A 23,884-nucleotide genomic window follows, 5' to 3' on the forward strand; every position below is an offset into this window, starting at 1 on the left:
CTAGCGAGCGGCGACCGTCAGCTTGGCGGTCTTGAGGTCGACGGAATTGGGGCCCACCGAGATGGTGAAGGTGCCGGGCTCCACCACGCGCTTCATCTGCGTGTTCCACAGGCTCAGGTGCGCGGGGGTGACGTCGAAGGTAATCGTCCGCCGCTCTCCGGGCTGCAGCGTGATCCGCTGGAAGCCCTTAAGCTCGATCACCGGCCTGGTCACCGAGGCCTCGTCATCGCGGACATAGAGCTGCACCACCTCGTCTCCCACGCGCCGCCCCGTGTTGGTCACGTCCACGCTGACCTTTGCTGTCTCGCCCACGGCGATGCTCGGGCGGGCGATGCGCGGTGCGGAAATGTCGAACGTCGTGTAGCTCAGCCCATGGCCGAACGGGTAAAGCGGCTTGGTGGTATCAAACAGGTAGCCACGCCGCGCCGTCGGCTTGTGGTTGTAGTAGATCGGCAGTTGCCCGACGCTGCGCGCGAAGGAGACCGGCAGCTTGCCGCCGGGGCTCACCTTGCCGAGCAGCACGTCGGCGACCGCGTTCCCGGTCTCCTGCCCAAGGTACCAGCCCTCGACCAAGGCCGACGCGTTCTCGGCCAGATAGTTGACGGACAGCGGTCGGCCGTTGAGCAGCAGCACGACGGTCGGCTTGCCCAACGCTAGAATCGCCCGAGCGAGCTCCTCCTGCTGTCCCACCAGGTTCAGCGAGGTCGTATCGCCCAGGTGAGCATCGGCCCAGGCCTCACGGCTGAGCTGCTCGTTCTCGCCGAGTACCAGCACGATCGTGTCGGCCTTTTTCGCGGCCGCGACAGCATCGGCGATCAGCTTGCGGTTGATCGTCTCGGGCACGAGCTTGACCTCGTCGCAGGACCAGCAGCGGCTCTCGGTCAGGCGCACGCCCTCGGAATAGTTGACGGTGAAGCGTCCCGCGGCTGCTTTCTGCAGGCCCTCGAGGACACTCACCACATGGCTGGGCTCGTCGCTGTAGCCTCCGATCGGCGTGTCCCTGGCGTGAGTCCCCACCACTAGCATGCGGCCGATCTTTGCCGGGTCGAGCGGAAGGAGGCCACGTTCGTTCTTGAGCAGCACCATGGAACGCTGAGCGGCCTCGCGGGCCAGCGCGATGGCATCCGGTGTAGCGGTCTTCGCATCCGCCGTGCCCGCATCGACGTAGGGGTTCTCGAACAGCCCGGCCTGGAACTTCATCCGCAGCACGGTCCGGACCGCATCGTCGACCAGCTTCTGCGACACCCGTCCCGTCCGAACCAACTCCGGCAGGTGCACGAAGCCCTCGGGATCCGGCATTTCGGAGTCGACGCCCGACTCCATCGCCCGCTCGGCAGCGTCCTTGAGACTGCTGTACATGCGGTGGCGCGTGATCAGCTCACGGATGGCGAAATAGTCGCTGACTACCGCGCCCTTGAAGCCCCACTCGCCCCGCAGCACGTCGTTGAGCAGCCAGCCGTTGGCATGGGATGGGATGCCGTCGATCTCGTTGTATGATGCCATGACCGAAAGCACGGGCAACTCGGTCACTGCGCGTTCGAATGGCGGGAAGAAGATGGAACGCAGCGTCCTCTCGCTGATGTCCGAGGGACCGACGTTGGTGCCATTCTCCGGCTGACCGTGACCGGTCATGTGCTTGAGCGTGACCAGGACCTTGTCGGACGCGAGCGGCAAGGTGCGTCCCTGGAAGCCTCGGATGGCTGCGAGGCCCATCTCGCTGACGAGATGTGGGTCCTCGCCGTAGGTTTCCTCGATCCGTCCCCAGCGCGGATCACGCGCCACGTCGACGACCGGCGCCAGTGCCAGGTGGGCGCCACGGGCCCGCATCTCGCGCGCTGCAACCGAAAACACCCGCTCGAGCAAGGCCGGGTCCCAGCTGCTGGCAAGTGCGATCGCCTGCGGGAAGCTGGTCGCGCCGCGAGCGGTGTAGCCGTGCAATGCCTCCTCATGCATCAGAAGGGGAATGCCCAGCCGAGTCTTCTCGACCGCCCAGCGCTGCGCGGCATCGATATAGTCGGCCGTCTCGCGTCCGTTGCGGTTGACCGCTCCCGCAGCAGCGCCAGCCGCGCCCGTGTTGGCGACCGTGACTCCGCGCCGATCCGATGGCCGGGCGATCTGTCCCAGGCCGTGAGGAAAATTCTGGGACGCTTCTTCCGGCGAGAAGGTCCCGTCGTCTGTCTGGATCTTTCCCTTCTGCTCCCAGACAGTGACCAGCTGAGCCACCTTCTCCTCCAGCGTCATTCGCCGAAGCAGGTCCTCGATCCTCCGCTCGACTGGCTGTGAAGGATCCTTGTAGATCGCGCGCGAAACAGCGGCGCCTCTGGGTTGGGCAGTGCCGGTCGCGCTTGTCGCACCTGCGAGGGTCGTGGCGGCAAGCGCCGCTGCAAGAAGTCGAACCGAACGCCCGCTGATCATCTGCAACCCCTGCACAACTGCTGTTGGTAGCGCTACCATAAAGAGCAGTAGCAGCGTTGCAATGCCTGTTCCCGCGTCTTACGACCGCGCGCGAAAGGGGGACGAACGGGCGAGCATGAGCAGGCCAGGCAGGAGGGGTCGCGGAAACGTCACCATTCAGGACGTCGCCCGAGAGGCCGGCGTCTCGGCCATGACCGTGTCGCGGGTCATCAACAGCGGCGGAAACGTGCGCGAGCGGACTCGCGAGAACGTGCTGCGAGCGATCGACCGGCTGCGCTACTCTCCCAATTCGGCTGCGCGATCATTGGCGGCGGGCGAAGCGACCCACATCGGACTCTTCTATTCGAACCCGAGCGCCGCCTACCTCAGTCAGTTCCTGGTCGGCGCGCTGGAAACCGCCAAGGTCGCCGGCTGCCAGCTGGTGATCGAACCTTGCGAGTCCGAGGATGAGGCGGGCCAGCGCGAAGCGGCCAACCACCTCGCCCATGCCGGCGTGGAAGGAGTCATTCTCCCCCCGCCCCTATCCGAATCGGCCCCCATCCTCACCGCACTCGCTAAGGCCGGCATTCCGGTCGTCACCGTTGCCAAGGGGAAGCATCCCAATCCGCTCAATGTCCGGATGGATGACTGCAGCGCCGCAAGGCAGATGACCGAGTATCTGATCGGCCTCGGACACAAACGCATTGCTCTCATCAAAGGGCATCCGGACCAGATTGCCAGCGTGGAGCGCGAGCGCGGGTTCAGGCTGGCGATGGAGGCGGCCGGCCTGGCCAAGCACATCGTTGTCGAGCAAGGCTATTTCAGCTTCCGCTCCGGGCTCGACGCAGCCGAGAAGCTGCTGCGCCGACGAACCCCGCCTACGGCAATCTTCGCCAGCAACGACGACATGGCGGCGGCGGTGGTCAGCGTCGCCCATCGCCGCGGCTTGAACGTGCCGGGAGACCTCAGCGTAGTGGGTTTCGACGACACCCAGCTCGCGACGGCGGTCTGGCCGGAGCTGACGACCATCCGCCAGCCGGTTTCCGGCATGGCAGGGAGGGCTCTCGAGCTGCTCCTCGCCGAGGTCCGTGCAGAGCGGCGCGGGACCACGACCGGGCCGATAGAGGCTGTGCTCGACCACGAACTGGTGGTCCGCGCATCGGCGGCCTCCCCGAAGTAACGGCATGAAGGCCATTGCGTTTCGCTGCTGGTCGTGGAGAAGTTACCGCTAACACGATGCGGCGGTGTGGTCCGCCCAACAAACCTTGGAGGGGGTTCATGACAGAGGCGAGTCCGTCACGGGCGAATATGGGCTACATCGGCGCGATCGTTGCCGTGGCCACCATCGGAGGCTTCCTGTTCGGCTACGACAGCGGAGCCGTGAACGGGACACAGGAAGGCCTCAGGACGGCCTTCAACCTGGGTGAGGAAGGCCTCGGCTTCACGGTCGGCTCCCTGCTGATCGGCTGCTTCGTCGGCGCCTTCTCCGCCGGCCGGCTGGCCGACCTGATGGGCCGGCGCAACGTCATGATGCTCGCCGCCGTGCTGTTCCTGATCGGCGCCCTGGTCCAGGGCTTCGCCCATACCCAATTGCTCTTCGTCGTTGCGCGCTTCGCCGGCGGCGTGGCGGTAGGCGCAGCGAGCGTCCTTTCCCCTGCCTACATCTCGGAGGTGGCACCCGCGAGCATCCGCGGACGGCTTACCACCCTCCAGCAGATCATGATCATCACGGGACTGACCGCCGCCTTCGTGGTGAACTACTTCCTGGCCGCGTCCGCCGGCGAGTCTGTCGCCACCTATTGGCTCGGCCTCGAGGCATGGCGCTGGATGTACCTGATGCAGGCTCTGCCCGCCGCCGTCTTCCTGCTCGCGCTGCTCTTCATTCCGGAGAGCCCGCGCTACCTCGTCTCGAAGGGGCGCGACGAGAAGGCTCACGGCGTTCTTTCCAAGCTTTTTGGACGCGACGTTGCCGATGCCAAGCTGGTCGAGATCCGCCAGACCTTCAGCGAGGACCATCGTCCCCGGCTTAGCGACCTCAAGGCGCCCGGCGGCGGCATTCGCCCGATTGTCTGGGCCGGCATCCTGCTTGCCGTGTTCCAGCAGCTCGTCGGCATCAACGTCATTTTCTACTATGGCGCGACCTTGTGGCAGCTGGCCGGCTTCACCGAAGATCAGTCGCTTCAGATCAACATCGTCTCGGGCCTGGTCTCGATCGCCGCCTGCTTCATCACCATCGCGGTGATCGACAAGATCGGTCGCAAGCCGCTGCTCCTGATCGGCTCCGCAGGCATGGCCGCGACCCTGTTCGCCATGGTCTACGCGTTTGCCAACGGCAGTCTCGATGCCGCCGGCAATCTCCAGCTCTCGCCGGAGCTTGGCTGGGTCGCCCTGATCGCCGCCAACCTGTACGTGGTCTTCTTCAACGTCAGCTGGGGTCCGGTCATGTGGGTCATGCTGGGCGAGATGTTCCCCAACCAGATCCGCGGCTCGGCACTGGCCGTGGCCGGCTTCGCGCAATGGTTCTCGAACTACCTGATCGCGCAGAGCTTCCCAGTCATGGCGCGTGAGCTCGGGCTGGCGCTCAGCTACAGCTTCTATGCCGTCTCCGCGGTGATCAGCTTCTTCCTGGTCCAGCGCTTCATTCACGAGACCAAGGGCAAGGAGCTGGAGGAGATGCAGGGCTGAGTCCCAGCCTGGCGACCAAGAACAGGGGCGCGGCTGCGGTCAAGCGGGCCGCGCCCCTTCCTTTCGAACGGAGAATGACGTGACCCGCACCCCTGCCCGGCCGTTCCGATCCCGAGAGTGGTTCGCGGCGCCGGGTCGAAGCGACATGAGCGCGCTCTACCTCGAGCGGTTCATGAACTATGGCATCACCGCCGACGAGTTGCGCTGCGGCAAGCCGATCATCGGTATCGCGCAATCCGGCTCGGACATCGCCCCGTGCAACCGCATCCACCTGGAGCTGGCCGACCGCATCAAGGCCGGGATCCGCGACGCGGGTGGGATTCCGATGGAATTCCCGATGCACCCCATCTTCGAGAATTGTCGTCGGCCCACGGCAGCGCTCGACCGCAACCTCGCCTATCTGGGCCTAGTCGAGATCCTGAACGGCTATCCGATCGATGCCGTGGTCCTGACCACCGGCTGCGACAAGACGACACCCGCGGCGATCATGGCGGCGACCACCGTCGACATTCCCGCGATCACTCTCTCGGGCGGACCGATGCTGGACGGCTGGCACGAGGGTGAGCTGGTAGGCTCCGGAACCGTCATCTGGCGTTCCCGCCGTCTGCTCGCCGCGGGCGTGATCGACGAGGAGGAGTTCCTGCGCCGCGCCACGGACTCTGCTCCCTCGGCCGGGCACTGCAACACCATGGGCACCGCTTCGACCATGAACGCCGTCGCCGAGGCGCTCGGCATGTGCCTGCCCGGCAATGCCGCCATTCCGGCGCCCTACCGCGAGCGTGGCCAGATGGCCTATCTCACCGGCAAGCGGATCGTCGAGATGGCCTACGACGACCTACGGCCGTCACGCATCCTGACCCGCGATGCATTCCTCAATGCCATCCGGCTGGTCGGTGCGATCGGCGGGTCAACCAATGCGCAGCCGCACATCACCGCCATGGCGCGCCAGGCCGGCGTGGAGATCGGTCCCGCCGACTGGATGGAGCATGGCTACGACGTGCCGCTGCTGGTCAACATGCAGCCCGCCGGCGTCTTCCTCAGCGAGCGTTTCCACCGCGCAGGCGGGGTCCCGGCAGTCCTGTGGGAACTGCTGCAGGCCGGCAAGCTCGACGGATCGGCGCTGACGGTCACCGGACGCACGCAGGCTGAGAACCTGCAGGACCGCGAGACCGGCGACCGGGAGGTGATCCTACCCTTTGCCGAGCCCCTGCGCGAACGGGCGGGCTTCCTGGTCCTCAAGGGCAACCTGTTCGACTTCGCCATTATGAAGACGAGCGTCATCTCCGACGACTTCCGCCGGCGCTACCTCTCGCGCCCAGGCCATGAAAACGTGTTCGAGGCGCGAGCGGTCGTGTTCGACGGCTCCGACGATTACCACCACCGGATCAACGATCCCTCGCTCGGAATCGACGAAAATTGCATCCTGGTGATCCGCGGTGCAGGGCCGCTCGGCTGGCCCGGGTCGGCCGAGGTCGTCAACATGCAACCGCCCGACCATCTCATCCAGCGGGGGATCATGAGCCTGCCGACGCTCGGCGACGGCCGCCAGTCGGGGACCTCCGACAGCCCCTCCATCCTCAACGCCTCTCCGGAGAGCGCGGCGGGCGGGGGTCTGTCGTGGCTCCGCACCGGCGACATCATCCGCATCGACCTGGCGAGCGGCCGTTGCGACGCGCTGGTTGACGAGGAGGAGATCGCCCGCCGCTCGGCCGAGCCGCCGCCGCCCGTGCCGGAAAGCCAGACGCCGTGGGAAGAAATCTACCGCGAGAAGACCGGGCAACTGGCAGACGGCGCTGTGCTGGAGCTCGCCCTCAAGTATCGGGGCACGTCCTCGCGGACACCGCGCCACAATCACTAAGAGCTAGCGGATCGGCAGCTCGAACGGCGGTGCCGGCAGGTCATCCGCATAAAGATTGAGGATGGGGAAGTCGCTCCAGCCGTAGCGCACGCGCGTGGCCCGCTTCCCGTCCCCGGACAGCACCACGGCATTCCCGTCGATCCGCGCCTCGGCCCAGCGGCAGCTGTCCTGCGTCGCAGCGCAGAGCTCGAAGCCGATGGGCCGGGTCCCTCCGATCGCACGCAGCCCGCGTGAGAAGGACACGCGGACGGCGTCCCTTTCCCTAGTCGCCGCCAGCGGCAAGGGGCTGAGCGCGGCGTCCTCTTCACCGTACGCCAGGGCTCGCGCCGCAAGCGCCAGCCGACGGCCCACCTCCTGCTTGTTGGGTGGATGGATGTCGTTCTGCTCACCAAGGTCGGTTGCGACAACCAGCGCCGCTCGGGAGTCCGCCGCGGCAGCCCTGCGCTGCGCGTTGATCAGCGCCGCCCACCCGCTATCCACCGGCTCGGACACTGGTCTCCCGAAGCCCGCAAGCGCCACCACCAGGAACGGCAACTGGGGGTCGCGGAACTGCTTTCGCCAGCTCGCCATCAGGGCCGCGAGGCGCTTCTCGTAGCCGGGAACGCCCACGTCCGACTCGCCCTGGTACCAGGCCACCCCCTTCAGGCTGAGCGGTCCGAGAGGCGCGATCATGCCGTTGTACATGGTGCCGAGACCCGCATGCGTATCCCACGGCGCTCGTGGCGGATTACCGATCTCCGCCGGCACGACCGAATATTCCCATCCGGTCCCGAGCGGTTTCGCGCTGCCGTCGGCAAAGGTCAGCTTCAGCCGCTCCGCCGGTCCTTGGAATCCGCCCGGCCCCCAGCTGTCGCCCAGATTGACCAGGATTTCGTTCTCGCCAGAACGAAGTATCCCCGGCGCGATGCGGTAATCCCGTCCTTCCGACCAGCTGAACATGCTGCCGACGCCGATGCCGTTGACCCACGTCTGGTCAAGATCGTCCACCACGCCGAGCGAGAGGGTCGCTCCTTTCGCGGCCTCCTGCGGTGTCAGCGTGACCCGGCGACGTGCCCAGACCTGGCCGTTGAAGCTGGCGAAAGCGGGATCGCCCCACTCCTCCCAGGGTCCGATTGCCGGGAATGGCCGCCATTGCAGCCGGTCGCTCGCTCGCCAGGGCTCCTGCCCAGCGGCGTCGCCGGTCCGCTCCCGCCACCAGGCGCCCCATTGCTCGCCGAAGCGGCGGGCGCCTGCCGAGGGATCGCGCCGGTAGAGCGCCAGCAGCGCCGCGTCCCCTTCTCCCCCGATTGCCCGGGCCGACGCTTCATCAAGCCAGGGCCGGATGCGCGATCCGCCCCAGCTCACGTCGATGGCGCCAATCGGCACCTTCTGCGTCGCCCGCAGGTCCCGGACCATGAAGATGCACGCTGCCGAGAAATCCGCCGCGCTCCCCGGCGTCAGCCGGGCCCATGACGGCGGCTCGGCGAAGCGCTGTTGGGGCGTTAGCGCTGTCTTCTGGGAAACAGTGAGGATGCGCACCTGGTCGTCCCTGGACGCTTGCACCTCCCCCGCGCCGTTCAGCGCCTGCTTGACCGCCCATTCCATGTTCGACTGGCCCGAGCAGAGCCACACATCGCCCAGCAGCACGTCGGCAGCGCGCGCCACCCCCGAGGAAGAACGGGCCTCGAGCACATGTGGCCCGCCCGCAGGGAGCGGCGCGAACTCGACCGACCAGCGTCCGCTGCCATCCGCGCGCACTTCCCGCGCCTGTCCCGCCAGGCTCACCCGCAGACGCTCGCCCGCATCGGCGTCTCCGGCGACCCGGATAGGCCGCTCCCGCTGGAGCACAGCGCCGTCGCCGAACAGGGGATCGAGCCGCGGGGCGCCCTCCGCAGCTGTTCCCGCCAGCAGCGTCGCCGTAAGGGCGGTCAGAGTGCGATGCGCGGACATGGCAAGCCGGGCACGTCCACCCGGAACTCGAACAGATGACCGATGGCGGGCTGGCGGGAAATCTCCTCCGCGCTCATCTTCTGCCGCGCGGTGGTCGCATAGACCGTGCGCAAGTCCTGGCCTCCGAAGGCGAGCTTGGTGATGTTCGCCACCGGGAAACGCACCCGCTCCAGCAGTTCGCCTGACGGCGAGTAGCGGCGCGCCTCCCAGCCGGCATAGAGACCGATCCATATGCACCCTTCCGCGTCACAGGTCGGACCGTCGGGAAAGCCCCCGCCCTCCTCGATTTCGACGATCAGCCGAGACGGACCCAAACTGCCGTCCTGAGCGATCTCGCAGGCCGAAATCGTCCGCTCGAGAGTGTCGACCCAGTAGAGCGTCCGCCCGTCCGGCGCGATCGCGGGCCCGTTGGTGATGGCGACGCCGGACAGCCCCGCATGCGTCAGCTGCCCGCGCTCGAACCGGTAGAAGCTCCCGCTCTTCGCCCGCTCGCCATTGTCCATGGTGCCGAACCAGAGCCGCCCGGCAGCGTCTACCACGCCATCATTCAGCCGATTGCGAGGATGCTCCGGCTCCACCTCTTGGATCAGCCGGAACTCTCCGCTGCCCGGATCGAAGTGGTGCAGACCGCTTTGCAGCCCAGCGACGAAGCCGCCGCTACTCGCCGGGAGCACGAAGCCGATCTGTTCGGGCGCATCCCAGCTGCGCCGATCACCCCTGTTGGGATGCAGGCGATGGATCTTGTGCTGCTTGATATCGGTGAACCAGAAGGAGTCGTTGACCCAGACCGGACCCTCGCCAAGCTGCGCCGCGACCTCCCATACGACCCGCGGCGCCTCGGTCATCTCAGCGCCACCCCGCATCAACGAAATGCTCGTGTCCGCTCACCAGTCGCGCCTCGTCCGACGCCAGGAACAGGATCATCGCAGCGATATCCTTCGGCACCAGCCGACCCTTGAGGCACTGCGCCGCGACGATCTCTGCTTCACCCTCCGGAGTGTACCACTTGAGTTGACGAGGGGTCCGCACGTTTCCGGGGACGACGCAGTTCACGCGGATGTTGTCGGGGCCCAGTTCCCGCGCCAGCGCGCGCGTCAGTCCTTCGATGCCGGCCTTGCACGTCTGGTATAGCACCAGCTCCGGCAGCGCGAGGTGCCAGCTGATCGAGCCAAGGTTGACGATCGCTCCGCCCCCCTTCTGCCGCATGCCCGGGATGACCGATTGTGCGCAGAAGAACAGGTGCTTGAGGTTCACTGCGACCCGGTTATCCCAATATTCCTCGGTGACGTCCTCCACCTTGTGACGGTCGTCATTCGCGGCATTGTTGACCAGTACGTCGAACGGCCCCGCCTCTTCCACCAGCCGCGCGATGCTCGCCTGCGTCGCAGCGATGTTGGTCAGGTCCACGCGTTCGAACCCGGCATTCAGACTTTCGGCAAGCTCCCGCGATTCATCTTCGCAGATGTCGAAGAAGGTGACGTGCGCGTCCTGGCCGGCGAAAGCCTCGACGATGCCCGCGCCGATCCCCGATCCACCGCCGGTGACCAGCACGCGCTTGCCGCGCAGGCTCGGATAGATCGCGCTGCCTGCTCCCGCCTGCTCCAAACTAGCCCCCGACATAGACAGTCTTGATCTGCGTGTAGAACTCAACTGCGGCGAAGCCCTGCTCCCGCGCGCCGTAGCTCGACTTGCGCGTTCCACCGAATGGCACATGATAATCGACGCCAGCCGTTGGCAGGTTCACCATCACCATCCCCGCCCGCACTGCGCGACGGAAATGACGGGAGTGCTTTAGGGAGTTGGTGACGATGCCGGCCGACAGGCCGAACTGGCCGCGATTGGCGATCTCCAGCGCTTCGTCATAGTCCCGCACGCGCACCGTGCTGGCCACCGGCCCGAAGACCTCCTCGCAATTGATGCGCTGGTCCGGCGCGGTGTCGGCGATCACCGTCGGCGCCATGTAGTAGCCACGCTTGTCGAGCGTCAGTGCTTCGCCGCCCGTCAGCACCTTGCCGCCCTCGTCCCGCGCGATCCCTACGTAACGCAGGTTCTGCTCGAGCTGCTGCTCGCTGACCGCCGGACCGATCTGGGTCTGCGGGTCGAGCGCGTCGCCGACCCGCAGCGAGCGGGCGCGCTCCGCCAGCGCTTCGACGAAGCGGTCGTGGATGCCCTCCGTGACGATGATCCGCGAAGACGCGGTGCAGCGCTGGCCGGTGCCGAAGAAGGCCCCGTCGATGGCGCAGGTGACTGCCCGTTCCAGGTCGGCATCGTCCAGCACCACGAGCGGGTTCTTGCCGCCCATCTCCAGCTGCACCCGCGCCTGGCGCTTCATCGCGCCAAGCCCCACCATTGCGCCGACGCCCTGCGAGCCGGTGAAGCTGATGGCATCGACCTGCGGATGATCGACAATGGCTCGGCCGACGTCCCCTTCGCCGATGACCAGGTTGAACACGCCGGCTGGAGCGCCGGCCTCGTGGATGATCGCAGCCAGCGCGTGCGCGATGGCGGGGGTCGGCGTCGCCGGCTTCAGGACCACGGTGTTGCCGAACGCCAGCGCCGGCGCTGCCTTCCACGCCGGAATGGCAATCGGAAAGTTCCACGGCGTGATCAGGCCGACGACGCCTACCGCCTCACGGTGAGTTGCTACATCGATGCCGGGGCGCGTCGATTCCAGCGTCTGGCCGTGTCGCCGGAGCGCTTCGCCGGCGAAATATTTCAGGATCCGGGCGGCGCGCATGACCTCGCCCGTTCCTTCCGCAAGCGTCTTGCCCTCTTCGCGCGACAGCAACGCGCCCAGTTCCTTCGCCCGCTCCATCACCAGCGCGCCGGCGCGGTCGAGCACGTCCGAGCGCACCTCCGGCGACGCCTCGGACCAGGCCGGGAAGGCTGCGCGCGCCGCCTGGACTGCCTGGTCGACGTCCTCGGCGTTCCCCTTGGGATAGGTCGCGACCGTGTCGTCCAGGTTGGACGGGTTCACGCTGCTGCCGCTGGCGTCGCCGCCAAGCGCGCGGCCGCCGATGAAATGACTCAGGATGTCGGACATGGGTCCTGCTTTCAGGCGTTCGTGGTGGCGAGGAGGCCGCGATTGGCCAGGTTGCGCATGAGCGCGCGCACGCCGAAGCGCCAGGGGGGCGCCTCCTTTGACGTGGTCACGCGGTTGACCAGAGTGCCGAGCCTGGGAGCGCTGATGCGAACCACATCGCCCGGCTTGTGGGTGAACCCGCGGCCCCGCTCATCGCGGTCGTCCGTGGGCGCGAACAGCGTTCCAAGGAACAGCGCGAAGCCGTCCGGATAATGGTGTTCGCTCAGCGCCTGTCGGACGAGCTCCGCCGGGTCACGGCTGATCTCGCTCATCAGGCTGCGTCCGCGCAGGGTGAAGCCGTCCTCACCGACGATCTCCAGCTCGACCACGGCCGAGCGCACGTCGTCCAGAGTGAAGCGCGCGTCGAACAGCCGGATGAACGGCCCGATCGCGCATGACGCATTGTTGTCCTTGGCCTTGCTCAGCAGCAGCGCGCTGCGGCCTTCGAAGTCCCGCAGATTGACATCATTGCCGAGGCTGGCGCCCTTGATTGAGCCGCGGCTGTCGACAACCACCACGACTTCCGGCTCCGGATTGTTCCAGCTCGAATCGGAACGCACGCCAATCGGCGCCCCCGAACCCACGCTCGCGAGCAGCGCCGTCTTGGTGAAGATCTCCGCGTCCGGTCCGATCGCGACTTCCAGATACTGCGACCAGAGCCCGTCTTCGAGCAGCGCGTCCTTCAGCCGTGCAGCCTCGGGTGTGCCAGGGACGACCGAGCGTATGGCGCCGCCGATGCGCTGCTCGAGCTTGTCGCGGATCGCTGCCGCCTGCTGATAGTCGCCGCGGGCACGCTCTTCGATGACCCGTTCGATCGCCGAGATGGCGAAGGTCACGCCGGCCGCCTTGACCACCTGCAGGTCGACGGGTGCAAGCAGCTGGTCGGCACGGAGTTCCGACACAGGAAAGAGCGGCTCGCCCCTGGCAGAAGCGGGATCGTCGAGGTCGAGCAGGTCGGAAATGGTGGGCGCAACGCGGGAGACGTCCTCGACGATACCGCCGCGGATGAGCACTGGAGTTGGACCCGCCGCCAGCTGCAGCCGCCCGGCGAGCACTGCTTCCCCGTGATCTTCCGGCAGCATCGCCGCCACGTCTTCCATGCTCACCCGACCTCGCGCGATTGTCTGTTGGTAGCGCTACCATTCGGCCTCGACACTCACCATTGTCAAGGCACGATCGGCCTTCTTTACGGCTGCCCGCAGGCGTTCTGGTCGACCATGGCGCTGGCGACCCGCACATCCGAGATCGACAGGCTCAGGCGCCCTGCCGTGCTGATCGCCACCGGCGTGGTGACGCGCTTCGGGTCGAGCCCGGCCCGCACGAAACAGCGCAGCGGCAGCACCAGCGAACGCCACTCGCCGACGGGTGCCGACCGCAACAAGCCACCGACGGACAGGCGTGCGCCGTCCATCGCGACCGTCACGGCGCCGCTCGGCCGCTGGTCGACCCTGTACTCGACAATCAGGCTCAGTTCGCCGGTCGCCTCCCGCGAGATGTCGATGGGCTCGGCCGCCTCGATGCGCGCCGCCGCTTCGCCCGTCCCCGTCCAGGTGAACCGCCGCGCATCCTCCTGGGCTCGCCGATCGAGCGCCACGATGCGCACGGCTGGGCCCGTCACGCCCCACCGCCAGTTCGGCGGCAGCGTTCCGCGCCCGAAGTAGACGCCATCCGCTCCGCCCGGGACCGGCGGCGGCCGGTCCTCTGCCAGCAGCGGCACGGTGCCGGGCTGGGCATAACTCAGGCCGTAGCCATAGGGGAACAGCGGGTCGTAGCTGGCGTCCCCGCGATTAAGCGGGCCCTGGTCGGCGCGCTTGGGCCAGCTGTAGGACAGCCGCCCCTTGAAGTCGTGCCGAACGGCCCCGCTCCCATCCCCGAACAGCACGTCGGCGACACCGCTCCCCTCGCTGCCCGGCAGAAAGGCAGCGACAAACGCGTCCGATGCATTGATCTCCGGGTTGACCCACATCGGGCGACCCGAGAGGAACACGGACACGGTGGGAATGCCCGCCGCTTTCAATCGCTTCAGCAGTTCCAGGTCGCGTTCGTCTCCGGGGCTGTAGTCGAGGTTCGCCCGATCGCCCACGAACTCGGCATAAGGCTCCTCGCCGAACACCACGATGGCGACGTCGGGCTTGCGCCGGTAGCGCCCATCGACGCTCAGCGTTGCCGTGCCGCCGGCTGCCCGGACGGCATCCCGAATGCCACCGTAGATCGACGTCGCTCCAGGGAAATCTTGGTTGCTGAGACCGGTGCCCTGCCAACTGATCGTCCAGCCGCCCGACTGCTTCCCGATGTTGTCCGCGCCATCGCCCGCAACCAGCACGTTGGCTTGCGGCTTCAGCGGCAGCACGCCGTTGTTCTTCAGCAGCACCAGGGATTCCCGCACTGCCTGCCGCGCCACGGCGCGATGCTCGACGGAGCCGAGCAGATCGAAGCGCCCGGCGAGCGGACGGGTCGAAGGAGCACCCTTGTCGAACAGCCCCGCGCGGAGCTTCACCCGCAGGATCCGCCGCACCGCATCGTCCAGCCGCGCCATCGGGATCTCGCCCGATTGCACCTGCGCCAGCGTATTCTCGTACAGCCCCTTCCAGCTGTCCGGCGCCATGAACATGTCGAGCCCGGCGTTGATCGTTTGCGGACAGCTGACGTTGGTGCAGCCCGGAACCTGCCCGTGCGCGTTCCAGTCGCCGACGACCAGCCCGTCGAAGTTCATGTCGTCCTTCAGCGCGCCGGTCAGCAGATCCTTGTCACCATGGGTCTTCTCGCCTCGAATGCTGGAGAAGGAGGCCATGACCGCCTGCACGCCCGCTTCGATGGCGGGCGGATAGCCCGCACCATGGATATCCCGCAGCTCTTCGGGCGAGGAAGGATTGTCGCCCTGGTCCTTGCCGTCGAGCGTGCCGCCATCGCCGACGAAATGCTTGGCGGTGGCGATCACGCGGCCGTCACGCAGGAAATCAGGGGTGCCGGGCGCCCCCTGCAGCCCCTCCACCATCTTGCCGGCGAACGACCTTACAACCTCCGGATCCTCCGAGAACCCTTCATACGTCCGACCCCAGCGGTCATCCCGAACCACCGCCAGGGTCGGCGAGAAGTCCCAGTCGATACCGGTGATCACCATCTCGCGTGCGGTGACCTCCCCGATCCGGCGGATCAGGTCCGGGTTGCGGGTCGCCCCCAGGCCGATATTTTGCGGGAAGATGGTTGCGCCGACCACGTTGGCGTGCCCGTGCACGGCATCGATGCCCCACATCAGCGGGATGCGCTCGCCCTTCCAATCGGCGTTGTTCGAAGCGTTCCAATAGGCATCGGCCAGCTTTAGCCACTCCGCCGGAGCCGCCTTCTCGTTACCGCCCGGAGCACTGTTGCCGCCGGCGAGGATGGAGCCGAATTTGTACCTGGCGACTTCTTCCGGCGTGATGCTCGAGATGTCCGGCTGAACGATCTGCGCGACCTTCTCCTCGACCGGCATGCGCGCCAAAATCGCGTCGATCCGAGCTTCGATTGCAGGGGCCGAGGCAACCCGGCTTCGCACATCCGGCCAAGCCTGCGCACTCGATGGGGACGCAGCGGGTGGAGCCCCGGTGCTGGCAACTGGCACCGGCGGCACAGTCGCGCAGCCCACCAGGGCAAGGGCCGATGCAATTGCGAGAACACTGGTTCCGGCCGTTCCACGCCTGCGAAGCATCGATCCTCCCCCATTCTGACCTGCGCGCAACTGCACGGGTCAGTCGCGATGATAGCGCTATCATGCCGACCACTACTCACCGCGTCCAGTCCAGTCACTCCGCGTGGCGGAAAGTTCCTGGACCACATTCGAGAGCGCGGCAGAGCCAAACAGGTCTTTGAAGACAGCCGCCGGGCGGCGCTGGTGCGCTGCCCGGCGGCTTGGGGTGCAGGTTGGGCTGTTAGCTCAGAAGATATAGTCGCCGACGAGCGGTGCTGCCGAACCTCCGATGAAGATCTCGAAGTCCGCAATCCCGTCGCCGTTGGTGTCGACACTGACGATCGTGTCCGCGCCGATCGCAGTCGCGTGCACGTCATCGATCCCGATGTTGTAGGCCGACAAATCGATACGGTCGGTCCCCGGTTGATAGGTGAGGATCGTGTCGTGACCCGGATCACCCGAGAAGACGAACGTGTCTCGGCCGGCCAGGCCGACGAGGAGATCATCGCCGCCATTCCCTTCCAGGCGATCGTTTCCGTCCAGTCCGACCAGATGGTCGTCGCCTGAGCCTCCGATCAGCCAGTCGTTGCCCATTCCGCCGTTCTGAAACACGTTCACGGTTTCGCCGCTGTCGTCGTAGCGGTCGCTTTCCTGGGACCCGAACCGGGCTATCCCGTAGCCGTTGCCGCGAATGGCTCCGTCCGGAAGGTTGCGGATGTCGAAGGTGGCTCCATTGGTCCCGATGAAGGAGATGCCTTCGTCGTCGAAGCGGCTCACGGGTCCGACAAGATTGCCATCGGCGTCCTCCGCCTGCAACCGAACGGCGAGGCCGCCGTCCTCACCCGGGAGAAGCCCACTATCGTTGGCACTGCCATTGCCGATCTGCAGCGTCGAGAGCGTGAGGCGGATTTCGCCGCCACCGGTCAGCACCTGAACCGTGTCGTTCCCTCGACCAAGGTTTGTCGCATCGGACCCATCCAGGCCGATCCGGTAGAGCGCCGTCTCATTTCCGCTGCCTCCAATCAGCCTGTCGTCGCCCGGGCCGCCGACCAGAATATTCTCGCCGCCTCTCCCGCGGATCACGTCGTTGCCAAACCCGCCGACCAGATAATCATTGCCAGAGCCGCCCGAGATGCGGTCGTTCCCGAAGCCACCCTGGACGTAATAGGCCTCTCTCGAGGCATGGAAGTTGTAGGTGTCGTCGGAGGTCGAGCCCAGCACTGCAACGTCGAACAGTCCGATCGAGAACCCCACATCGCGGACGTCGAACCGAACGTTGGGCGACTCTGTCCTAAACGTGATGCCCTCGTCATCGAAGCGGCTCACAGGTCCGATCAGACTGCCGGACGCGTCTTGCGCCTGCATCTGCACCGCCAGTCCACCGTCGTGCCATGGGAGGGTGTTGCTGTCGTACGGATCGCCGTTCCCCACCTCCAGGCGGGTGAAGGTCAGCCGGATGCTATCGACGATCTCATCCCGCGACTGGACGGTGACGAGGTCTTGCCCTGCGCCGAGATCCCTTTCGACTGGTCCGTCCCGCAGGATGTCGAACCGGAGATGGTCGCGCATTGATTCCCTGAACATTGGTCGTCCCCTTGCATGCAAGCCAGAGCCCGCAAGATCGTCCAGGAGCGCTGTCTGCGGCGATGACGAATGGCTGATGGAAAGCCGGCGATAATCTGACGGAAGGCACGCGAAGGTCTGTATCTCCGGTCATCGCTGCACGGTTGACCTCGCCCCCAAACCCCACAATCATCGTCATCAAAGTCCGATGAACTGCCAGGCGCATCTGCAGGAGCGTGTCCGGTGCTGAAGTTGAGGGACTTGGCCAAGCGCTCTGATTTTCGGGTCGGAGCTTTGCAGATCAGCCCCTCGCGACGTTGCGTCGAAGGGCCCGCCGGCTCGACTCACCTCGAACCGCTCACGATGAACGTCTTCCTGACGCTGCTGGATGCTGACGGGGCGGTCGTTACCCGCGACGAGTTGTTCGAGCATTGCTGGGGCGGCGCAATCGTGGGGGATGACAGCCTCAACCGGGCGATTGCAAAGGTAAGGCGCATCGCCGCTGACACAGCTCCCGGCTTGTTCGAGATCGAGACCATTCCGCGGACCGGCTACCGGCTCACAGGCGAAATCGTGAGGCAATGGGAACAGCCTTCGACGGATGAGCCGCTCTCGTCGGAAGGGACGGGCCGGGTCACCCGCCGACGAGCGGTTGCAGGCCTTGCGGGCGGCGCGCTGGCAACGGCCATCGGCGGTGGCGTCGGTCTGTGGTGGGTTGATACGGGCCGTTCGGATCGGCGTTTTCAGATGCTGCTGGACAAGGGACGCAGGGGACTGAGCGCCGGGAGCGACTACGACTCCGACGAAAGCCGTGCCGCCCTCGCGGAGGCCGTCCGCCTCCGGCCAGAACGGGCAGAGGGCTGGGGCCTGCTGGCGCTTGCGCTGCGCAATCACGTCATGGAGACGTCCGGCACGGTTCCACCGACCGCCATGCAGCAAGCGCACGAAGCATCGAACCGAGCGCTGGTACTGGACCCTGGTGAGCCGAATGCTCTGCTTGCAGCGGTCCTCCTCCAGGGCTCCGCACTCGACTGGTACACGCGTGACCAGCGCCTGCGCGAAATCATTGCACGCGATCCGCGCAGCGTGCTGGCCATCGCAGAACTCACAATGCTCACCCAGGCTGCTGGTCTCAATCGTGAATCGTGGCGCTGGAACGAGCGTGCTCTCGCGCTCGAACCGCAATCTTTTGAATTCCTGGCCAAGCGGGCGCTCAAGCACTGGATAGCGGGTCGTGTGCAGGCGGCCGACAAGGTTGTCGACGAAGCTCGCATATTGTGGCCGACCAACGCGTTCCTGTGGCTCGTTCGCGTGCTGATCTTAGCGACAACCGGGCGGGCCCAAGCGGCGCTTGCCCTGCTCGCAAGCGAACCAAGGTGGGTTCGTGAAGGGGTGATCGGATCCTTCTGGGAGCCATCTCTGCACGCACTTGCGCAGCCTTCTCCAGCGCGGGTGGACGCGGCGCGCGACGCCTGTCTTGCTGCAGCCAAGGCTGGAGCGAACGGAGCCGTGCAGGGGGTCATGCTCCTGTCAGCCCTCAAGCAGGTGGACGCCGCCTTCGCGACCGCGGACGGCTTCCTCCTTTGGCGGGGCGGCGTTGTCCGTCAGGGTCCCTCTACGGCCCAGCAGCTGGCTTATGACGCCCTGATGAGGGTCAACACCCAATGGCTGTTCACCCCGCCCTGCGCCATCATGCGACAGGATCCACGGTTTCTGCCGTTGTGCGAAGGTATCGGCCTCACGGAATATTGGCGCCGAAGGGGTGTGCAGCCCGATTACCTGCTGGATCGCTCCTAGAAGCGTGACTCCAGCCCGACGCCCACCTCTCGCGGACCGCCCAGCTCGCCCTCGGTGTCCGAGCTCAGCTCCAGCAGATAGAGCTTGTCCAGCAGGTTGCGCGCATAGCCGAACACCGTGAATCGGCCCGCGTCATAAGCTGCGCGGACATCAATTCGGGCTGAGGCGGCGATGCGCAGATCGGGCTCGTTGGTGTCGTCGCTGAAATACGCGCTGTTGCTCTTTACGACGGCGCTGATGCTCAGCCGCTGGGTTGGGCGCCAGTCTAGCGCGGCGGAACCGGTGAACGCGGGAGCGCGCGCAAAGCTCTTACCCCCGAGGGGAAGCTCGAAACGACCGCGGTCCACGATCTTGGTCTTCAGCAGGCCGACGCCCCCGCTCAGGCGCAGGCGGTCCGTGGCGCTCCATTCGGCCGCTGCCTCCAAGCCATAGGCGCGCGCTTCCGGCACATTGAAGATTTCCGCCCATCCCGCACCGCGGCCGTCGGGCAAGCGGTAGGTTCGGGGTAGCGCCCGCTGGCCATCGCGGAATCGGTTGAAGAAGAGATTTGATGTGAGGTGAAGCGCGCCGCCCGCCAGGCTAGCGCGACCGAAGGCCTCGTAGGACCAAAGGTATTCCGCGCCGAACGTCTCCTGCGTTGCCGTGTCGAAGTTGAGGAAGGTTCCGCCGGGATTGTAGGCGCGCTGGATCAGGATGCCGGCAGTCACGTCCGGGGTCACCGCATAGGAGAGGGACACCTTGGGAAGCCAGGCCGAGAAGCTTTCGTCGAAGTCGATCGGCAGGCTCAACAAGGGTCCGGCGAGCAGGCCCCGCCGCTTTTGGCGGTCCCGTTGATAGCGCGCGCCTGCAGTGAGGGTGAGCGAGGGCACTGGCTTGAACTCCGCTTCACCGAACAAGCCGAAGCTGTGCTGTTGGTCGCGGAACTGGCCTGGCCCGACGATCGCGGACAAGTCGATGAATTGGCGAAGGCGCGTGTGGAGGTAGTTGAGCCCGCCAGTGATCCGGAAGGACGAACTTGGGTGCCAGCGCACGATCGGCTCCAGGGAGTAATCCCGCACCGTCGTGCTGGTTTCGCCGACACCGGGCGGAGCGAAGCGGCGCGCCTTGCTGCGACCGACGCTGAAGGTGGTCGTGGTGTTCAGGGCCTCGTTTACCGGCAGCTCCACCAGGCTCGTTGCGGCATTCGTGCGGACCCTGAAAATTCCGTAGAACGCGTCGGGGTCGCGGCGATCGCGAAAGGGGGCGACGGCTCCAACGACCTGCGGAGCAAAGGAGCCAGTGTGGGTCAGCGTTGTCAGGATACGCGCTCCCGGCAACTCCGACGGTTGCAGGAGCAGCTTGAACCGCAGCAGCTCGTAATCATCGTGGTTGGGGTCTGCGCCCCGTTGGTTGTCGCCGATCTTGCTTGCAGGTCTCCCGCGACGCAGATCGCCGGACAGGCGGAAGGAAAGCTGCTCCCCGCTGAGCGGCCCGGTCACGAAAGCCGAGGCCTGTCGAGCGTGAAGATTGCCCCCCAGCATCCGGGCTGACGCTGACCAGTCGTTCGTGGGATTCCGCGTTTCAACGAAGATCGCGCCAGCGATGGCGTTTCTGCCTTGAGTCGTGGTCTGCGCGCTTCGGTAGACTTCGACTTGGCGCACATCCCAAAGGGGAGCGCTGCCGAAGATGAACTCGTTGTAGCTGACGGCTCGACCGTCGACCTGCAAGGTCATGCGCGGCCGCGCGCCCCCGAGAAATGAGGGAAGGGCGTAGAGGACTCCCGTCGTGTCCTGTGCACGGATCGATGGTCCCTCGCTGCCGTTGCCGAGCTGGACGTTCGGAATGAGGTCGAACAGGTCGTCGAGCCGCTCAACGCCGCCCAGCTTCTCAATCGAACTGTTCGTGAAAACGGCGACGCTGCTGGGCGTGTCCCGCAGGCTCCGCGGCAGCCGCTCGCCCGTGACCACGATCTCCGCCGGGGGCTCGACCACCGGAGCGGAAGCCTGTGCCGCCACCAGAACCGCAATGGCAAGGTCTGCACCCACCCCGTCGGCCTCCAAGATTGGGATTAGGCCCGACGATCCGGTGCTTGGCAATACCGTCTTGGCATCGCCGATGGAGAGCGAAGCAGTCGCTGACGCGGGTCGCCGAGTAGCGCCCAACCGTAAAGCCCACCAAGGACGTGCGGCGGCGTCGGCCGTGAACCTGTGCGCCAGCAAGAAGCCGGCAGAAGTGCGTCAAGTCTGGACGGATGAAGCGCGAAAGCAGTTGTCGGCAAGCCTAAGACCATCGCTGCAGGTCGCCGACCACGACGGCGCTACGCTGGTCCGGTCAAAGGTACAGATCACTAGCCTGGATCGAGTGGAGCCCGTCGATGCGAATGACGAAGTGAAACGGCGGGCGACCCTGTTCTGAAGCGAGCAGTTACCGTGGTTCGGCCCGTGGGAAACGGCGCCGAGTACGGTTTCCGTTCTGCTGCGGTTCTCGTCAACACGGCCGACGAGAATGCATTTGCTAGCAGTTCGTTGAACCGCTGTTTTCCGGGAAAGAAATGGTGGGCGTGGCAAGGATTGAACTTGCGACCCCTGCGATGTCAACACTCACGTAGAGGCTGTATGGAATACAAAACCATACGCGCTACTATCTTGGGTCACCCCTCTGTATCGCGCTGTATGGCAACAGAAAATACAGATTGCATGACGTTGCGCCCCGTTTTGCGCGCAGTATCCGTTCTCGTAATGTCCCGTCATAGCCCGCAATTTGTTACGCCCCGTTGGGCGCTACGTTTGTAGCGCGTGCGGAGGAACGAGTAGCTAGTGCGAGAAGGCAACCAGGCGATCATCATTATGTGTCTACTTAGGGGTGGGAGTCAGAAATACTCAGACCCCGATCTGCGTGTTATGGCTGCGGGGATGTTCGCTTCAGATACGCACTTTTCACTTGCGTGATGAGGAACGCATGCCAATCACAGTCGTATGATAGCTGACACGTTGGTGCCCGACGCAGTATGGGCAGAAGCTCCTGAAGATCCAGAAGAGGCGTTTCTTCATATCGCCTTAAGCGCCTATGAGCGTTTGAAGACATTGGAACGCGACGAAGCAGCCCGAGGTGAGCACCATTTTTCTGCTTGGAGGCGGCAGTATATACACGAGCTCTGCACTATCGCCGACCAATTCGGTATCGCGGGGCTGCCGAGCGTAAGCCAGGCCGAAAGTGCGAACGAGGGCAATTTCGATACTCTGCTCGCACGCGTGATCACACGTATCAGGGCTGCGAAGCGTTTAGATCTCCGTGCAGATACTGTGGTGCTTTCGATGCACACGAAAGCCGATATTCGGCAGCATCTGGAAGAGCTTCGTTCTAAGATTAACTCGTCTAACTTAAGTGACGATGTAAGGTCCGCGCTCCACAAAAAGGTCGATGCAGTCGAAGCCGAATTGGAGCATCAGCGGACGAGCTTACGTCCGCTATGGGTGCTCTCAGGAGCTCTAACAGCCGCCTGTGCTGCTGTAAGCGGCACCGCCGATTTGCCTGCTGCCATAAAGAACTTCAATGAAGTGCTTTCCATCGTCCACCACGAAAAAGCGACTGAGGAGCTAGCCAGTCGGCGCCTCCGAGAAGGACCTTTGATCTCTAACGAGCCGCGGTTGCAAATCACCGACCAAAGCGGAGGCTCAGAGGTCCAAGAATAGGAGATCATGGATGCCTGTGACGGAGGCTAAGCTCCGCGAGATACTGCCAGTTAATGCTGCAATGATCGGTGGCGAGGCTGAGTTTGCAAGGCGCCGCTACGAGTACCTCATCGCGCGTAGGGACCAGCTGATAGATCGTATGCGCTTCGGAGCTTTGGCTCTCAACGGCGCCTCACTTGTAGCTCTTTTCGCTGCTTTAGGCGGCGAGAATAACGCGGCGACCTGGCTCGGATTCACTCAAGAGAACGCGCGTCACTCGGCAATCGCGTTCGCGGTCGGCGCCATCTTGGCGGGCGTCTCAGTCGTAATAGACTCGAACCAATACAGATCAGAAGCTGGTGATGCGTTCGCAAGGCAAGCGGCCGCTTCCAGTCTCGCGGCAAGGCTGGAGGATCGGGCTACCGATCAATCGCTGCAAACCCTTGAGCGTGAAACGTTGGAATTCCAGGCTACACCTCTCGTCGACTTTCAACATTCAATCTGGTCGATAATCCTTCTAAATTTCTCAGGTGGAGCCTGGCTAGCTGGGATCCTGATTCCACTCGCCGCAAGCCTGACCTGTCGCTAGCAAGATGCTAGATCGAGCCTTCAAGAAGTCGTCAGACGTGAGAGGCTAAATCGTAGCGCCCAGTTTTGCGCTCCCATCTGAATACATGAGTCTACGGGAGCGGCCGCTAAGCCTTTGGTTTTGCTGAGGAAAATGGTGGGCGTGGCAAGGATTGAACTTGCGACCCCTGCGATGTCAACACAGTGCTCTACCACTGAGCTACACGCCCACTGCGCGAAGCCTCTAGTCGGGCGTTTCGCGGCTTGCAACCACCTTCGTGCGGCGATTGGCCCCAGCCCTGTCAGAGCCGCCCGTGCTGGTCCTCGCTCTGGAAGAGACGGTCCACCTCGGCGACCAGATCCTTCAGGTGGAACGGCTTGGACAGCAGCTTGGCTTCCGGCGCCGTCCGCCCGCTCTGCAGGGCGACCGCCGCGAACCCGGTGATGAACATCACCTTGATCGCCGGGTCGAGCACGCCGGCCTTCTGTGCCAGCTCGATGCCGTCCATTTCCGGCATGACGATGTCGGTCAGCAGCAGGTCGAACGATTCCGACTCCAGCAACGGCATGGCCTCCGTGCCGCAGCCGACCGCCTTCACCTCATAGCCGACACGCTGCAGCGCCCGCGCGAGATACTCGCGCATGGACGCATCATCTTCGGCGAGGAGAATCTTGACCATGACCGTCCATCT

The 23,884-nt window shown here is 65.2% G+C and carries 16 protein-coding genes and 1 tRNA gene; 6 read left to right on the plus strand and 11 right to left on the minus strand.

The annotated features are described in order from the left end of the window. Window positions 1-2,415, minus strand: coding sequence for a glycoside hydrolase family 3 N-terminal domain-containing protein (locus JT720_RS06620; protein ID WP_205480328.1), 2,415 nt, complete (start codon window positions 2,413-2,415; stop codon window positions 1-3). Window positions 2,416-2,530: 115 nt separating this feature from the next. On the opposite strand from JT720_RS06620, the gene JT720_RS06625 reads away from it, so the two are divergent. The 3 genes from JT720_RS06625 to JT720_RS06635 all read left to right on the plus strand — a co-directional run bounded on the left by JT720_RS06625 (window position 2,531) and on the right by JT720_RS06635 (window position 6,937). After that, window positions 2,531-3,574, plus strand: a complete 1,044-nt coding sequence (locus tag JT720_RS06625) for a LacI family DNA-binding transcriptional regulator (protein ID WP_205480329.1) — start codon at window positions 2,531-2,533, stop codon at window positions 3,572-3,574. A 98-nt stretch (window positions 3,575-3,672) separates the two neighbouring features. Next, window positions 3,673-5,079 carry a sugar porter family MFS transporter gene (locus JT720_RS06630; protein WP_205480330.1) on the plus strand — a complete coding sequence of 469 codons (1,407 nt, stop codon included), beginning with the start codon at window positions 3,673-3,675 and terminating at the stop codon, window positions 5,077-5,079. A 79-nt stretch (window positions 5,080-5,158) separates the two neighbouring features. Beyond that, on the plus strand, window positions 5,159-6,937 hold the full coding sequence (locus tag JT720_RS06635; RefSeq protein ID WP_205480331.1) for a dihydroxy-acid dehydratase: 1,779 nt from the start codon (window positions 5,159-5,161) through the stop codon (window positions 6,935-6,937). A 3-nt stretch (window positions 6,938-6,940) separates the two neighbouring features. Here JT720_RS06635 and JT720_RS06640 read toward each other — a convergent pair whose 3' ends face one another. The 7 genes from JT720_RS06640 to JT720_RS06670 all read right to left on the minus strand — a co-directional run bounded on the left by JT720_RS06640 (window position 6,941) and on the right by JT720_RS06670 (window position 17,184). Then, window positions 6,941-8,866 (minus strand): sialate O-acetylesterase, encoded by a 1,926-nt coding sequence (locus JT720_RS06640; RefSeq protein ID WP_205480332.1) that lies wholly within the window; start codon window positions 8,864-8,866, stop codon window positions 6,941-6,943. Then, window positions 8,845-9,711, minus strand: a complete 867-nt coding sequence (locus JT720_RS06645) for an SMP-30/gluconolactonase/LRE family protein (protein ID WP_205480334.1) — start codon at window positions 9,709-9,711, stop codon at window positions 8,845-8,847. The genes JT720_RS06640 and JT720_RS06645 overlap by 22 nt, the downstream gene beginning before the upstream one ends. Window position 9,712: 1 nt before the next feature. Continuing rightward, window positions 9,713-10,486: a D-xylose 1-dehydrogenase gene (gene xylB, locus JT720_RS06650; RefSeq protein ID WP_205480335.1), complete on the minus strand. Its 774-nt coding sequence runs from the start codon at window positions 10,484-10,486 to the stop codon at window positions 9,713-9,715. Next, entirely contained in the window at window positions 10,473-11,909 is a 1,437-nt protein-coding gene (locus JT720_RS06655) for an aldehyde dehydrogenase family protein (RefSeq protein WP_205480336.1), read from the minus strand. Before JT720_RS06655 ends, xylB begins: the two co-directional genes overlap by 14 nt. 11 nt (window positions 11,910-11,920) lie before the next feature. Further along, window positions 11,921-13,048 (minus strand): fumarylacetoacetate hydrolase family protein, encoded by a 1,128-nt coding sequence (locus JT720_RS06660; RefSeq protein WP_237219849.1) that lies wholly within the window; start codon window positions 13,046-13,048, stop codon window positions 11,921-11,923. A gap of 86 nt (window positions 13,049-13,134) precedes the next feature. Next, a complete protein-coding gene (locus JT720_RS06665; RefSeq protein WP_205480337.1) occupies window positions 13,135-15,636 on the minus strand; it encodes a glycoside hydrolase family 3 protein in 2,502 nt (833 codons plus the stop codon). 225 nt (window positions 15,637-15,861) lie between these two features. Further along, window positions 15,862-17,184: a calcium-binding protein gene (locus JT720_RS06670; RefSeq protein WP_205480338.1), complete on the minus strand. Its 1,323-nt coding sequence runs from the start codon at window positions 17,182-17,184 to the stop codon at window positions 15,862-15,864. Window positions 17,185-17,421: 237 nt separating this feature from the next. Between JT720_RS06670 and JT720_RS06675 the strand changes: the two genes are divergently transcribed. Then, the gene (locus tag JT720_RS06675) at window positions 17,422-18,975 is read left to right on the plus strand and encodes a winged helix-turn-helix domain-containing protein (protein WP_205504683.1); all 1,554 of its coding nucleotides are present in this window, start codon (window positions 17,422-17,424) and stop codon (window positions 18,973-18,975) included. Here the strand turns inward: JT720_RS06675 and JT720_RS06680 are convergent. Beyond that, window positions 18,972-21,014, minus strand: coding sequence for a TonB-dependent receptor (locus JT720_RS06680; RefSeq protein ID WP_205480340.1), 2,043 nt, complete (start codon window positions 21,012-21,014; stop codon window positions 18,972-18,974). The two genes, JT720_RS06675 and JT720_RS06680, sit on opposite strands and share 4 nt — an antisense overlap. Before the next feature lie 933 nt (window positions 21,015-21,947). Between JT720_RS06680 and JT720_RS06685 the strand changes: the two genes are divergently transcribed. Continuing rightward, on the plus strand, window positions 21,948-22,646 hold the full coding sequence (locus tag JT720_RS06685) for a hypothetical protein (protein ID WP_205480341.1): 699 nt from the start codon (window positions 21,948-21,950) through the stop codon (window positions 22,644-22,646). A 10-nt stretch (window positions 22,647-22,656) separates the two neighbouring features. Further along, window positions 22,657-23,214 carry a hypothetical protein gene (locus JT720_RS06690; protein ID WP_205480342.1) on the plus strand — a complete coding sequence of 186 codons (558 nt, stop codon included), beginning with the start codon at window positions 22,657-22,659 and terminating at the stop codon, window positions 23,212-23,214. A 133-nt stretch (window positions 23,215-23,347) separates the two neighbouring features. Here JT720_RS06690 and JT720_RS06695 read toward each other — a convergent pair. Beyond that, a tRNA-Val gene (locus JT720_RS06695) sits at window positions 23,348-23,422 on the minus strand. 72 nt (window positions 23,423-23,494) lie between these two features. Continuing rightward, window positions 23,495-23,872 (minus strand): cell cycle two-component system response regulator CpdR, encoded by a 378-nt coding sequence (cpdR, locus tag JT720_RS06700; protein WP_205480344.1) that lies wholly within the window; start codon window positions 23,870-23,872, stop codon window positions 23,495-23,497. Window positions 23,873-23,884 lie beyond the last annotated feature (12 nt).

The sequence above is a fragment of the Sphingomonas arenae genome, assembly GCF_016924655.1.
Lineage (GTDB): Bacteria > Pseudomonadota > Alphaproteobacteria > Sphingomonadales > Sphingomonadaceae > Sphingomicrobium > Sphingomicrobium arenae.